The organism is Cytobacillus depressus, from assembly GCF_008923245.1.
Lineage (GTDB): Bacteria > Bacillota > Bacilli > Bacillales > Cytobacillaceae > Cytobacillus > Cytobacillus depressus.
Genome location: NZ_WBOS01000001.1, coordinates 74,072 through 89,068 on the forward strand (window position 1 = coordinate 74,072; position 14,997 = coordinate 89,068).

The window sequence follows — 14,997 nt, forward strand, 5'->3', positions numbered from 1 at the left end:
CTAATCAAATATTTAATGATTCAAGCTTTGTTAAAACATAATAATGGACAGGCAATTGAGTTGTTTTTTGCAAAGCAACTACTGCATAGCCCGTTTTGAATAGCTGCTGAAAAATCCTTCTTGTCTTTAATCGCCAATCAATAGCGAGGTCATGATCCGCTTTTTTCAAATCTTGAAAATTAACTGGAACAGGTACTAATAACGGCAGCTTACTTTCAGAAAAGGCAGCTAAACCTTGATCAATATCACCTAATTTCGGCAATCCATTGTTCACAGTCTCCCAGCTAAAAAGATGAGTTCCTTCCAACGAAAGAATTTCGTCAATCGTTTCGTTATTTGCTACATGGTCACTGTTAATCCACCAATCGATTTTAAAGCGATCTGTTGCCAGCCCTTTATTCAGGCCGTCCTCCATTTCCCCGTAGCAATTTTCGAAATAAGTGGAACAGATGCCGCGGAGCTTATTCATATTGAGATAGGCATTTCTGCTTTCAAGCGGGTCGAATGTCCAAATGATCAGTTCATAGCCTTTCTCGGCAGCTGCTCTTTTTTGTGCCTCTTTTAATTTAGCACCAATTCCTTGATCCTGGTAATCGGGGTGAATACCAAGCATGTGAGAGCAAAGATACGTTTGTTTTTCATCGAAGCCAGTAAATCCATAGCTGAAACCAACTAATTTATCTTGATCAAAAGCACCTAGCATAATGCCGCCGTTTTTTACAGCTGTAATTGTTTGATGAATCGGTATCGCACTCATGTGCCAAACTTCTTCTTCAAGTTTCTGCACTTGCTTCATTTCATTGTTGCTGTATAAAGGTCGTATTTCATATTTCATTTTCGTTCACCTTCTTGTTGTTTAGCAAATGTGTTGATGATCGTTTTTGCTAAAATTTCTATACCAGCATACATCGCTTCATGGTTAAACGTCATATTCGGATGATGAAGCCCTGGTGTGAGGCCGCATCCGAGACCGAGCATCGTCGCTTTAACACTTGGCTTTTTTAACGTATAAAAGTGAAAATCTTCCCCACCAGATGAAACGACTGGCTCTTTTAATCCGTTTTCACCTAAAGTATCAATAATGGCTTGCTTCATAAATTCCAACGCATCCAAATCCACCTCAGCCGCCGCTACACTCGCCTTTGTCTCAGATGTAATTTTCACATCGTACATGCGGCTTACATTCTCAAAAATGCTGTAAATTTTTTCGGTTAATTCATTCATGACTTGATTCGATTGTGCCCGTAAATCAAGACTAAATGACGCTTTTCCCGGAATAATATTGCCTGAATCGCCGCCAGCATGGAATTTTGTCATTTTCGCAGAATACGGAACCATTGGGTCTAAATGTATGCTCTTAATTTCATTAACGATTGAAGCACCAACTTCGATCGCATTTTGCCCTAAATGGGGCCTTGCTCCATGCGCATCCTCGCCAATGATTTCACCAGTTATAAATTTGGCAGCTCCATGATAAATGGCAGGGATCGCATATCCATCTTCAAGCTCCTGCACCGGTCTTAAATGAACGCCATACAAATAGTCAACATTGTCGATAACATTCTTTTCAATCATTTTTAATGCGCCTGTGCCTTTTTCCTCTGCTGGCTGGAAGATGAATTTTACCTTCCCCTCAAATGGAAAGTTTAACTTCTTTAGAAGCAGCATCGTTCCAATAATCATCGTCATATGAGCATCATGACCGCATGAATGGTTAGCCTGATAAACGCCATCCACTTCTTGCCATAATGCATCAATATCTGTTCGCAAGCCGACACAAAAATCCCCAGGGTGCCCTACTTCGGCAACGAGGCCAGTGCAGTCAAATGTCCGCACCTGAAAACCCTCTTTTTGTAAAAAAGCTTGAATAAATTCAGTTGTTTTAAACTCTTCCCAACTTACTTCGGGATGCTGGTGGAAGTGATCAAATAAGGAGTCGATTGTCGGTCTTAGCTGTTCAAGAAGATTTTTCATTTCACTTCTCCTCCTTCGATGAAAAAATAATTTCGAAATAGTTCTTCATATTGTTCTTTTTGTTTTTCAAAGCCGTTTGAATTCGTTACGGTTACCCCGGCAACTACGGCGTTTAAAAAAGAAAATAAACCTGTTGCCATGTCAATCGTCGATTTTTTATAAGGAAAAATTGGAAATAGTATATCGGAAAATTCACTTATTGGTGAATGTGGAGTATCCGTAATTCCAACGACGGTCGCTCCTTGCCTCTTCGCCAACTTGGCTATTTTTATCGTTTCTTTTAAATAGCGATGAAAGGAAATAGCAATTAAGACAGATTGGCTGTCCATTCTGCTCAGCGTAAATAGAATATCATCAGTATCGGATCGGACTAGCTTAACATTATCTTTAACTAATCCAAGTGTGAAAGCGAGCCAATTTGCCGCGGAAAAGGAAATGCCCATCCCTGCAATATAAATTCCATCCGCCTTCACGAGCTGATCAACCATCTGATTCATTTTCTCTTCATTAATAAGGGAAATCAGTTCCTTAATTTGCTCTCGGTCTTTTTCCATCACTTGGGTGAAAAAGTTTGGTTCCTCGGCAATCTCCAGTTTTGAAGAATAATAATTGCCTAGACTGCTTTCTTGAAAAAGAAGTTGTTCACGGATTCTTTTCTGCAGCTCAGAAAAGCCTGATAGTTTAATTGCGTAACAAAACCGAATAACGGTCGTTTCGCTCACTCCAGCGTCGGTACCAATTTCCTGTGCAGACTTAATCGCAAATTCTCTAGGCTTTTCCAGCAAATAATTCGCAACCTTTTGCTGTCCCTTTGAAAGCTGGTGGTAATATGTATGGATGACCTCTTTAAGCTCCATAAGAATCTCCTCTTAAATTTGAAGTAAAGACTTTAATATTTAGTAATTAATGAAGTTTACACTTCATCTAATGCTTTTTTAAAAATAACACATTTCGACAAAGTATACAATAATAATTCTGAAAATTCCCGATAAAAAGATTGTTATATAAAATGGAAATTGTTCGAAACTGATTTAAGGATAGAAAAGCGGAAGCGCCTTCGGAACAATCAAAGGACAATTGTTCCTGCGATGATAATGCGCAGAAGCTTTCCTTTGTGCTCACCCCCGACAAGCACAAGACGAGCCTCTCGGAAAGGTGTTCTTTACCTTTCTGGGAGGATTGACTTGTGACCTCGAGGGGGTAGGCGCTGGAGCTAGACAAACAAAAAAATGCAGCCTGATTCAGGTGCATTTTGATTTGTTACCCATTATTTTTTAAACATAACAGATAAAATTTGATCCATATTCATCCCAGATTCAACTTCATATATACCTGGTTTTAATTTGCTTGATAAACCTCGTTTTTCAACTTCGGTAGAAAAAGCTCTTGCATTATCGATAATTTTTGCTTTCTCAAGACTTCTCCCGACATCAATGCTTGTCATACCTAAAGAAACGTTTAAAATAGTACGATAAATAACATTTTCATCTTGTTTCGTTTCTTCATTTTTATTTGGTGCTTCCTTTGCTGGTTCCTTCTCTGCTTCAAGCTGATCCCACTCTTTTTCCGAGTAGATTACATAGCCTTCCTCGGCGAGCAAAGTTTTCATTTCTTCATTTGAAAGTTTTTCCGCAGTCTGCTTAGTTGTTGCTTTTGCCGGGCCACTAAAATAGACGGCTCCGCACAAAGTCGCCGCGACAATTAATCCACCGGCAAAGCTGCGCATTGATTTAGATGTCATTCACATCCTTGCCCCTTTCATCCCTTTTCTTTATATAGGAAGCAAGCAATTGTTCGATCTCTTCCGTACTCATTTGCTTTTCAGCTGCAATGCTTTCAAATGAATAACCACGTCTATGTAAATCAATCAGTTCCCGCAGCAGAACCCTTTTCTCGAAAGGAACGATAGAAGCTTCCCCTTCCTTCGCTGTAATTTCAGCATCGATTTCGAGATCCTTCATTTGCTGCTGCAGCTGATACACTTCTTCCATTAAAGAGAAGGTAAGTTGATCGATTTGTTGCTCAAGTCTAGTTGAAGATTGCCCCGATTTATAAAACGATAAAATGAGCAGCACCACTGCTGCACCAAATAAAATAGCTAACGCCCATCCCATCATTCTAAACCTCCTTACCTAATTGATGGCCTTGCATTTCAATATTATACATGATAGATTTGAGAATTCTATTTTAAAAAAATAAAACAGAACTATAGTCATAGGTTTATGTCAAAATTATGTGTGGGTCGAATATTTTATCATGAGAATCTACCCTATCAAGGTAGGTCAATAGGAGTGATTATATAAAAAAAATAAGCTACCCAATTTTTGAGAGTAGCTTAGCCTTTAATGAATGTATTTTTCACCTAAATTAACTATGCAAACTTCCTTTTAACCAAGCTCGGTCACGATAGGTTCCAATTGGAATTTGGATAAGGCTTGTTTTTTCATAGAGAGCCTGCTCATAAATCTCATCACATGCTTTGGCGTCAAATCCGAGAAGCGGATGTCCCCCCATCCCCAAGGCTGATGCCGCTATTAGCAATCGATGAGTAAGCATTCCTGCCTCCATTTGCTGAATGCGATATCCTCTATACCCAAGTTCTTTTACTAAGTGGTTCTTATCTCCCGCTATATGAAAGCATATTGGAACTTGGAACAAATTAACATTATGACTAATCATGGCGTTTTGCAATTTAAATCGATGATCTCCGTGATTTACTTTTCGCAGTGAATGAGCCGTTTCATCATATTGGTATGAACCATTTGGTATGCCTTCAACATTATATAAGCACATAAATAACGAGACGCGGGATTCGTTTTTTGAATGTGTTACATCTAAATCATTTCGATAGGAGAAGGAAGCGAACGCCTCCTGCAAAAGTGTGGACAGCTGTGGCTTGGTAACCTTTCTCAATACAAAATCCATGTCTGGTGAAAATCGTTCTTTACAAGCTAATGCTAGATCATATGTCAACCGCTTCTCGCGAGGAAGAGCAATAGTATTACCATCACAAGTCCGAGTTTCCTTGGGCCGGATCTTCCGAAACATATTCGTTGACTGAAGCATAGATGCTTCATTTACCTTCTTTACCATTGGATACTCTGCGACCCTCTTTGAACGTTGAATGTAACTATGTTGAATAGCTGTAAGCTCTCGCCATAACTCTGGAGCAGAGACCTCCCCTTCTCTGTCACTTAAACTAGCTGACCAGTTTGTAGTTTCCACCGAAACCGGGATTACAGCGTATACGCTCTCTTCCTGTTCAGTAAGTCCAAGCAAATGGTTGAGGGCCCGATCGAGATATTGGAAGTATAATCCAGTTTCGAAGCTAAAACGTTTCGATACTTCCAGCAGCTGTCCTACTAGTACGCCAGCATCTAATCCTTGCAGTCGATAGGCGAAATTATTGTATTTAAAGAAATTTTTCCAAAACATTGTCGACACAAAAACAGTGCCGAAGCAAGTTTCTATATCACAGCGATTACCAAGTGCACGTGCTATATATGAATCAAAATTTCCTTCTCGCAAAAGCACTAAGCTGTGATGTGCTACATCATAATGGTATATCCCAGCAGGAAGATCATCTAGCTTCAAATAGATGTATAATTCGTTTGGATACAACGCCCCTCCAGATGGAACATACCGCCTATTTGATTGCATTAGTTCACTCTTATTTTCTGAAGAATCTAAGGTGTAGACTGACTGGCTTAATTGGGTAAGGCCGAAAACATACCAAAGGAAATGTCCGAATTTGCGAAGGTCAGGCTTTGCAGGTACTTCTGTTCCTTCAAGCGTTAGAGGTATCTCTGAAGATAATGGAACCTTAGGTAATCCTCGGTAAACCTTATACGCAAGAGGTGCATCACCCCAATCCGCTTCCCAGTCCGGCGGAGTTATCTTTTCATTGTCAAAATGGAGATTGTGCAGAAATGACTCTAAATTCATCTTCCTAACCACCCCTTATGGAAACGGATGAGGAAATGGATTGAGTTGTTCATAGGTTAGCTTCTGCTTCGAGTATCCAAGTTTCATTGGTACCGTTAACACTCTGTCCAGCCCTGTTATGCGGGTAAGATGGTGTCCAAATGTCATCGGCAACATTCCCGGAATCAGTACTTTAACACAAAACAATCCGTTTCGATTCGTTTCCGATGTTGTTTGATCCACCACTATCACATCAAGATTTAAACGGCGAAATTCAAGAAGTATGTCTTGAAGATCATCGGTCAAGTCTGTATGCATTGACTTCCATTTGAATTCTTCAGCAAAGCTTCTCATTGGCCGGTTATCGTCAAGCAAAAACTTCAATCGCTCTTCTGCCTCAGGTAAACCGTACAGCATTCCATGCTCATCCATCTTCCGCACTAGGGAAGAATCTTGCAGCATTCGCACATAATTCTCTTTTTTCGCTTCAAATTCCCCATCAAGCGTAAGCATCATACCTGCCAACTCGTATACAGCGCTCTTTGCAGCTCGGACCGGGTCCAAATGTGCTCCTGCAGCACAGATAATATTCAAACCATTTTCTTTCCTATTTTTCGCTATCACTAAAACGCTTGGAATTCCATTTTCCATCGTCGAATTATAAAAATATAAATCATATCCTGCAACCGCCCGTGCGCGTTCGATCATCAACTGCAATTCTTGATCGTTTGCAGAATTAGGATCAAGACGCGGAAGTGATAGCTCCGCATACCAAGTCATCAGAAATGAGTCACGCTCCACCACTTCCATCATTCCGTAGAAAATGGCCTCCTCCAAGCTCCCGCCTAAAGCACACCCATTAGAAGTTTCATAGACAAATCCGTCACCACAGCCTAAACTGTAATAAGCAAGCAACTCTGGAACGAGAATCGGACGCTCTTGCAAAAACGAGTAACCCCAAACCCAATTCATTGAGCGATCAGGATAAAACGGTTCGAACGGAAAATCTGGCTTCATATATTGTTCCTTTGCGTGTACCCCTACCTCGAGAGGGTTTAGTGCTCGATCCTGCAGATTACGGAAACTGTCATGGATCACTGTCCGTTTGCCACGGGGTGTCATACCGCAATACCGTTCCAACCCCTCTAAAATTGCCGTCGACTCACTTACTGCATAGGAAAGAGTCCTTCCGGCCACTCCCTCATCACCCGAGAATAACGGCAAATTAACACCTACATCGGCAAATGGCGTTAAGATGTCATACATTTTTCCATTTAATAAACCAGTCCGATGATCCAAATAATCTGTGGCCAAAACTTTGTTCAGATCATCCATTGAACGGCAGCGGTAACTACCGGTGCTGATCTTTGGACTAGGCTGTAGAGTTATTCTGGCCCCCTCAGCTGAATCGTCTTGTATTTGACTACAAACCGGGCATAATGAATCAGGCAAAAAGGAATGCCACTTACTCTTAAGTGATTTGAAACTCATTAAGAACATTCGACCTTCAGAGCGAGCTTGATTACCTTGCAAAACGCTCTGAACCTCTTCCGCAATAAGGTGTGCCATCTGTAAAATGCCTGTCTGCGATGCCCAAGGGTCAGACGACTCTCCGCTTTTCTCCGCAAATCTATCCTCGATCTCCCACATCTCTTCACGGTCCCGTCCGGCCATCAGACGTCTTATATTCGCACACTGGGAGCACCCAGGCTTATCTGGATAAACAAGTGGTCCGACGATCCCCTCACCAAATGAAACGAATCCTCGTAGCCAAGGGATGCCGGCCATTCGCAACTTCCCTTCTGCCTTTCGATGAACGGAGGGATGCCAAGTATCATGCAATACAAGAACCAAATTAGCAGTTTCAGGCACTTCTGTCTCAAAATCAGTTTGATGAAGAACTTCAATTTGAGTGGATAGTTCTGTGCAAACATAGTCTGCCAACAATCCACTTCCGACTATTGCTACTACTGCACTCACACTTTTTCCTCCTCTCGTAACATTACACCAAACACGCCCGCAAGTCCCGCTTTCAAAAAAGGTTCCGATTCAAGTTCAATGACTAGAAGGCGCTTATGGTTACTTTCTAAGGTCTTTATTGCAGAATTTAGCAAATCGGATCCGATAGGTACTTCACACTCATGGATGTTTATGCTTTGAACCTTCCTTTCTTCAAGAAGCACACTCGATACTTCCAACGCCTGTGCCGTGTGGAACATCGTGGTATTTTGTGCTTTCATAAGCGCCTGCTGCAGAGCGTTCCTTAACGCTCTTGTGTAGTTCAAACCTACACTGCCATACCAGCTTCCATTCGTACCAATCCATACAACTGGGAAGCCGGAGATTTCTTCTCCTAAGCCTATTGTCGGTTCTCCCCGCATAGTAGTCAGTGCCTGCAAATAAAAACGGCACCGTTCATCATGTATCTCACCCAAGTTTACCCGAGTGATAGAAATTTCTTTATGGAGCGCTTGCTTGTTTAGCTTTTTTTCCAAACACCTTTGCAATCCGCGTCCTACACCTTCCGCAATCGTTTCCCCCGTTCCAATTCCGACAAATCCCTTTCTTTCTAATATACGTTCAGCTATTTCAGGATGTGGAGGCAGAGACCTAAGAAGTAGATCATCCAGTTGTGACACATACGCTTCGATTCCTGCCAATCCCGCTTCTCTCCGTGCCTCTTCATGTGTCAAACCAGTTGCGATTATCTCTGGCAACAGCTCAGCTGGTCCTTCCGACAACAAGTCGACTGCCTGAACCCGACACTGCGCTAACGGTATCTGCTTTAAATCCCCCTCTTCCCAAATATGAAAAATGCCTGATTCAGCTGATGTTAATTGGCTGAAATAAAAAAGTAATTTATTTGGCTCTTCTTTATTTAAGCTTCTTTGAAGTCGCAAATCCAAATCATGAACCCATTCGGCAGACACACGACCTGCTTCTAACGGATGTGGTATGAAAGAATGCCAGTTTCCTTCTAGCGATTCTAGGTCAAGCAGAAAGATTTGATCATGCTGTTCCGATTCTGTCTCTTTTGTACACTCTTTGAACAATTCAAACACGATCACATTTGCCAGCATCGCTCCTGCTGTAGACGAGTAGGTCGTCAGTAGCTGGTCATTGGAAAGCACAGATTTGTGTATTCGTCTCCATGCAGATTCCCAACATCCACTAGAACCTGGGTGCACTATAGGACCTGCAATTCCCATCTGTTGTATACATATAGCTGGAATAAATAGTTTCTTTTCTACCTTGCAAATCCTATGAATATCCCTGAGATCTTCTATGTTATCCTCCTGTGTTATATACAAAATTGATTCATACGACTGAACAATCTTCTCCCAGGAATTCACTCCCTCCTGCAAGATAACCTCCTCTACTGCTGCCTCGGGATCTGTTTTACGAGCATGTTCCACAAGTTCCATTATTCGCTGTCTATTGGTCCTAACCGAATCCGTAATTAGCACATGAAACTTTGGCAAACCAGATTCAAGCAAAGCGGAAACTAAGGAAACAAATATAGGGCCGGAGCCAACTGCCAAAACCTTAGCCTGACGATAGGTTTGAAAACGGTATGCACCCGAATTGCCGAAACTGTTCAAAAATTCAATTTGAGAAGCATGTTTTTTAAGAATTTCATCCGTTAATTCATGTGGATGATCTTGGCTCACATCACTTGCAAACCCATTTCGATAAAGCACTTCTGCAATTTCAAAGACCCGCTCCCTGTATGCACTCGGCAATTCATTAGTCAATTCTCCCAACGTATGCTCCCCGTTGAACATAGGCAACAGTTTTTCAACCCACTGATCGATCATACTGCCTTCCATTTGAAACGAACATATGTTGTTCCGAAAATATACTCCACTGTTTGGAACAGGGAGAACAAACGTGTCCCTTTTCACTTTCAAACGCATAGACGGGATTACACTCGTCATCATTGCTCCTCCTTACAGATAGCTGTTCTTAAATCACTAATAACTTTTCACTATTACCCTATGTACCGCAATATGTCCCATATGTCTCCTCTTATAGAGAAATGCCCCAGCAAAAATTGATGCTGGGGCAGAAATTTCTCCATTGAGTAACCATGTTATTTTGTAGATACCTAAAATACGATTAAATAAAGCATCTTCCGCCGCAGCGACCGCATCCGCCACAACGGAATCCACAACCTCCACAACGGAACCCACAACCTCCACAACGGAATCCACAACCAAAGCCGAAACAAGAACCGAAACCGAAACAAGAACCGAAACCGAAACCTAGACCGAAACAAGAACCGAATCCACCAAAACCGAAACAACCCATACCGAAAATTCTATCCGTCGGCTCCAGATTTGGATCCCAAGGAATTGCCTCATTTGTACGGAAATCTCCGAGTTGCATCATTTCGAGTTCTCTTTGGAAATTATTCATTTGCATAGCCTCCTATTTTTTTTTATAGGTGTTTAGCAAAATAATGAATCACATATTAGCCATAATTTTTAGGTAAACGCACCTATACTCTCCTCAACAAAATATGAACGAGGATTAGGTATGGTTCCCATAGCAAGTGCCTATTTATATTTTCGGAATAAAGATGTTGCTGTTTGTTTACTCGTTTGTTGATTAAAAAAGTTGATTTGACAATGAATCGGCCTCAACTCTAAATAATCCGATTGTATAAAAATAGGCATTTTAATTAAAAATAAGAAAAAAAGATAGTTGAGGTGGTTAAAATGGGGTTAGTTAAAGCCTTTAATAATTGGAGAGCAGCACGGCATGAAAACCATGTCGCTCAAATGAAGGAGATGGAAAAATGCCCTGATTGCTATGGCAGAGGCTTTATGCATTATCCGGCGAATGAAATGGCCTTCTACGGAAATTTACTTGATTGTCCTGGATGCAATGGGAGTGGCTCTTATGCCGATTGGGAAGAACTTATGTAAAAGAAAAGGGACAGATCATATTATTTATGATTCTGCCCCCTTTTAAATAATTTTTATTCGTCAGATTCTTCACCTTGTCTGCTTTTTTGTGTAGGAAGAGTATCCCAGAAGCTCGTATCTGCTTTTTTAATTGATCCATCAGCAATCGCTCTGACAGTAGAGTCTAATGTTGTAATCGTTTGCTTGATTAAATATCCATTACTTTTTTGTCCAATAGCATAAGATTTAATGTAGTGATCAGACATTCCCCGCATTTCAAATAATAATGTGGAAATATCATAATAGGCTGCTATACCGTTACGTCCAATATTATTCGTGCTTTCACCGGCGTATTTCCCAAGATGTCCCCAGCCAGTAGGCTCAATCGCATTAAAGACAACTGAACCAAGCTTTTTGGAACCCTCTAATACTTCTGGCTTCACATTCTTAGTTGTCGGGTAAAGGATCGAACCTGAAACTAGCTCTCCTTCAGTCTCGCTTAATGTTCCTTGGTGATGTAGGTCAATCATATAGTCAATTTTATATTTCTTTAACACATTTTCATGCAATGCCCTTGCCTCGGGTTCCATTTTGTTAGTGGCTTTATCATGCTCACGGTTTAAATCAACATAATTTGCGTTATAACGAGTCAAATGGCGATCCCCATCTGCCAGATAATTATCAAGAGAGAAATTAACATCTCCCATTGCCCCATCTGCATTTAACATCGGGATAATGAGAACGTTTACATTATCAAGTACACCTTTTGTTTTTCCTGTTCCTAAATGCTTAATAAATTCAAGCGCCCCTTCAGTCGTAAGCTGCTCATTCCCGTGCTGCTGCGTTAAAAATAGAATCGTTGGATTATTTGGATTCGACAAATATTTGGCCATATAAATATCCCGGCCTTTTACCGTTTGTCCAATAATTTCGAGCTCCATTGCAGACTGTTTTGCCTCTTGCGTTTTTAAATAATCAACTAAACTATCATATGTATGCAAGATTGACGTTTGAATCGCCCCATTACCAGCGCTTGGCCCATTCCCAACCGCATGAACCGGCATCGATACAGCTGAAACAGCACCTAAAGCCATTAAACTAGATAATGAAACCGATAATACTTTCTTTTTTAAACTCATTGAAATATTCCTCCCTGTCTTTTATTTTCCTTTACTAGTTAATTGTACGGTTTGACAGAAATCGTGTTAATAGAGGGACATTCCTATTCATTAGACAAATTATTCTTTATAAAGATCCCGTTTTCTTTTTGTTTTAGGATAAATTTTACATTTATATGAATAAAAATTCATAAATTATGGAGTTACTAAAAAAAGAGATTTCAGAATATTGGTTATAATGTTTCATATGATCATGAGAAATACTTTAAATGAGGTAAAAATAAGCCGAAAATCCTATTGTTTTCATGAAAAATTTGTCGAATTGCTCGAATCATTAAAGAAACCATGGGACAAAGGGTAGAAAATTTTTCAAACTAAAAGAAGGCTTGTGAATAATTCCACAGCCCTCCATACGGTTTATTCTTGAAAGAGAGATTCAATAATTTCCCCATCTCTACCTGTTGTTGTTTCCGCCTTTGATAGAGAGTTCATAATTGCTTCCTCTGTTACATCTACGGCTGCTGTGAAAATTTGATTAAAGATTGGCTGCTCCTCCCTTGTGTATGTACTCGGTTCAAAATTCCCCTCGGAAAAGTGAGTAATTTTATTGGCCCTTGAAAAAGCAATAACGATGTCGCCGCTCCCATGGCTAAAATGGCTGCCTGTTCTGCCAAGACCAATTCCACAACGCTTCGCAACTCTCTGAAGTTGCCTGTCACTAAGTGGAAGATCGGTAGCTAATACAATGATAATGGAACCGTCCGGTGTTTTTGAGATGCCATGATCATGAGGATTCATTCCACGATATCTTTCTACGGGAAACTCCTCTACTTGCCCTTGAACATCGCAATACAATAAATTCTTTTGAATTTTTTATATGAGCTTCAATGCATATGCACATGATCGAATTTTTTATATATAAAATAATAACAATCTTGTATATAATAACAACTAATAATAATATACTAGCAAAATATGAATTTTACCAAAAGGAGAAAAAGAATGACCTCTTTTGTACATGAAAGAAATGGAGTTTTTCCATCTGTATGTTCACTTGATTGCCCGGATCAATGTGGGCTTTTGGTGCATAAAAAGGATGGCAAGATTGTTAAAGTTGAAGGAGATCCAGAACATCCGGTTACGAAAGGAAATATCTGCAACAAAGTTCGCCATATGGCTGAAAGAATACATGATGAAAACCGTTTGAAATATCCTTTAAAAAGAATTGGTCACAAAGGAGAAGGAAAATTCGAACGCATCAGCTGGGAAGAAGCCATCCACACGATTACTTCCCACTGGAAGGAGCTCATACAAACTGATGGTCCAGAAAGCATACTTCCTTACAGTTTCTATGGAAACATGGGAAACTTAACAGCGGAAGGAATGGATCGCCGCTTTTTCCATCGGCTTGGGGCCTCATTGCTTGATCGCACGATCTGTCAATCAGCTGGTACAGTAGGCTACAAGTACACAATGGGCGGCAGCTTTGGCATTGATCCAGAGGACACAATCCACTCCAAGTTAATCATCTTTTGGGGAGTGAACGCTGTTAGTACGAATATGCACCAAGTTGCACTAGCGCAAAAAGCGCGGAAAAATGGTGCAAAAATTGTTGTTATTGATGTTCATAAAAATCAAACAGGCCGGCTGGCAGACTGGTTTATTCCCATTTTACCGGGTACGGATACTGCTTTAGCACTTGGATTGATGCATATTTTATTCGCAGAAAATATGGCCAATGATGCATTTTTAGAAGAATATACAGTGGGTCATCAAGAGCTTCGCGAACATGTAAAACAATATGATCCTGCAACGGTTTCCGGCATTACTGGTGTTCCCGTTGACGATCTATATAAGCTTGCAAAAATGTACAGCGAAACGTCTCCTTCGTATATTCGGATTGGAAATGGGATTCAGCACCATGATAATGGTGGAATGGCCATCCGAACAATCGCCTGCCTCCCTGCTATAACCGGACAATGGCTGGAAAAAGGCGGTGGGGCTATTAAGGGGAATTCGAGCTACTTAGCCCACAATGCAGAAAAACTGCAGCGTCCTGATTTATTGCAAAATAAAAATACGCGTGTCATTAATATGAATCAGCTTGGCAAAGCGCTGCTGGAATTAGATCCACCTGTGAAGTCTTTATTTGTGTACAGCTGCAATCCAGCGGTCGTTGCACCAGAAGGAAATATGGTTAGAAGAGGATTAGAGCGAGAAGATTTATTTATTGTCGTTCATGATTTATTCATGACTGAAACAGCGAAATACGCGGACATCATATTACCGGCAACATCTGCCTTTGAAAATACCGATTTCTATACATCTTACTGGCACCATTTTATTCAGCTTCAGCAGCCTGTCATCGAGCCGTATGAAGAGTCGAAATCTAATGTTGAAATGTTCCGTTTGTTAGCTGAAGGAATGGGCTTTGACGAACCGACCCTTAAAGCAACTGAAGCTGAGCTAATCGCGGAAGCACTTGATCATCCGGAAAATCCTTATATCTCGCATATTACTTATGAAGATTTAGTAGAAAAGCAATATTTGAAAGCCGCTGTGAAGCCTCTTTTCCCTGGAAAACTGGCTACTCCAAGTGGAAAAATTGAGCTTTACTCAGAAAAAATGGTCCAAGATGGGCAACCAGGGTTGCCAACCTATATACCAATAATAAAAGATAGCGATCTACCATTTTTATTCATTCCAGCACCAAATCATAATTTCTTAAACTCTACTTTTTCAAACAATGAAAAGCATGTTTCCCTTGAAAAGGAAGCAAAAATTCATATCAATCAAGAGGATGCACACCGCTTAAACATTGAAGATGGTGAAGTTGTCCGTGTTTGGAATCATCGTGGAGAATGTGAGCTGAAGGCAGTTGTTGGTGAAAATGTCCTCCCCGGTGTGGCCGTCTCCCAAGGATTATGGGCAGATGCTCCCGGCAAGAAACAGCATGTCAACTCATTAACGCCAGACCGCCTTTCCGATATTGGCGGCGGCGCAACATTCTTTTCCGGCCGTGTACAGGTGGAGAAAATTAGGTAAGGTTAATGGTTAATGCACTAGTAAAA

13 protein-coding genes are annotated in these 14,997 nt (G+C 40.8%); 2 read left to right on the plus strand and 11 right to left on the minus strand.

Annotated elements, in window-relative coordinates:
- Positions 1-4 precede the first annotated feature (4 nt).
- The 9 genes from F7731_RS00310 to F7731_RS00350 all read right to left on the minus strand — a co-directional run bounded on the left by F7731_RS00310 (position 5) and on the right by F7731_RS00350 (position 10,323).
- The gene (locus F7731_RS00310) at positions 5-835 is read right to left on the minus strand and encodes a GNAT family N-acetyltransferase (RefSeq protein ID WP_246197099.1); all 831 of its coding nucleotides are present in this window, start codon (positions 833-835) and stop codon (positions 5-7) included.
- On the minus strand, positions 832-1,974 hold the full coding sequence (locus F7731_RS00315) for a M20 peptidase aminoacylase family protein (RefSeq protein WP_151532783.1): 1,143 nt from the start codon (positions 1,972-1,974) through the stop codon (positions 832-834). Before F7731_RS00315 ends, F7731_RS00310 begins: the two co-directional genes overlap by 4 nt.
- Positions 1,971-2,831, minus strand: a complete 861-nt coding sequence (locus F7731_RS00320; RefSeq protein ID WP_151532784.1) for a MurR/RpiR family transcriptional regulator — start codon at positions 2,829-2,831, stop codon at positions 1,971-1,973. The genes F7731_RS00315 and F7731_RS00320 overlap by 4 nt, the downstream gene beginning before the upstream one ends.
- 410 nt (positions 2,832-3,241) lie before the next feature.
- Positions 3,242-3,715, minus strand: coding sequence for an endolytic transglycosylase MltG (locus F7731_RS00325; RefSeq protein ID WP_151532785.1), 474 nt, complete (start codon positions 3,713-3,715; stop codon positions 3,242-3,244).
- On the minus strand, positions 3,705-4,091 hold the full coding sequence (locus F7731_RS00330) for a hypothetical protein (RefSeq protein ID WP_246197100.1): 387 nt from the start codon (positions 4,089-4,091) through the stop codon (positions 3,705-3,707). The genes F7731_RS00325 and F7731_RS00330 overlap by 11 nt, the downstream gene beginning before the upstream one ends.
- A gap of 250 nt (positions 4,092-4,341) precedes the next feature.
- Positions 4,342-5,919, minus strand: a complete 1,578-nt coding sequence (locus tag F7731_RS00335) for a SagB family peptide dehydrogenase (RefSeq protein ID WP_151532786.1) — start codon at positions 5,917-5,919, stop codon at positions 4,342-4,344.
- Between the two features lie 15 nt (positions 5,920-5,934).
- Positions 5,935-7,878, minus strand: coding sequence for a TOMM precursor leader peptide-binding protein (locus tag F7731_RS00340; RefSeq protein ID WP_151532787.1), 1,944 nt, complete (start codon positions 7,876-7,878; stop codon positions 5,935-5,937).
- On the minus strand, positions 7,875-9,836 hold the full coding sequence (locus tag F7731_RS00345; protein WP_151532788.1) for a putative thiazole-containing bacteriocin maturation protein: 1,962 nt from the start codon (positions 9,834-9,836) through the stop codon (positions 7,875-7,877). The genes F7731_RS00340 and F7731_RS00345 overlap by 4 nt, the downstream gene beginning before the upstream one ends.
- Before the next feature lie 181 nt (positions 9,837-10,017).
- Positions 10,018-10,323 carry a heterocycloanthracin/sonorensin family bacteriocin gene (locus tag F7731_RS00350; RefSeq protein ID WP_343032840.1) on the minus strand — a complete coding sequence of 102 codons (306 nt, stop codon included), beginning with the start codon at positions 10,321-10,323 and terminating at the stop codon, positions 10,018-10,020.
- A 296-nt stretch (positions 10,324-10,619) separates the two neighbouring features.
- On the opposite strand from F7731_RS00350, the gene F7731_RS00355 reads away from it, so the two are divergent.
- Complete coding sequence (locus F7731_RS00355) at positions 10,620-10,829, plus strand: methionine aminopeptidase (RefSeq protein WP_151532790.1); 210 nt, start codon at positions 10,620-10,622, stop codon at positions 10,827-10,829.
- A gap of 53 nt (positions 10,830-10,882) precedes the next feature.
- Here the strand turns inward: F7731_RS00355 and F7731_RS00360 are convergent, their stop codons facing one another.
- Positions 10,883-11,947, minus strand: coding sequence for a M14 family zinc carboxypeptidase (locus tag F7731_RS00360; RefSeq protein WP_151532791.1), 1,065 nt, complete (start codon positions 11,945-11,947; stop codon positions 10,883-10,885).
- Positions 11,948-12,343: 396 nt separating this feature from the next.
- Positions 12,344-12,724, minus strand: coding sequence for a P1 family peptidase (locus F7731_RS00365; protein WP_151532792.1), 381 nt, complete (start codon positions 12,722-12,724; stop codon positions 12,344-12,346).
- 204 nt (positions 12,725-12,928) lie between these two features.
- On the opposite strand from F7731_RS00365, the gene F7731_RS00370 reads away from it, so the two are divergent.
- Positions 12,929-14,971 carry a molybdopterin-containing oxidoreductase family protein gene (locus tag F7731_RS00370; RefSeq protein WP_151532793.1) on the plus strand — a complete coding sequence of 681 codons (2,043 nt, stop codon included), beginning with the start codon at positions 12,929-12,931 and terminating at the stop codon, positions 14,969-14,971.
- The last annotated feature ends 26 nt before the right edge of the window (positions 14,972-14,997 follow it).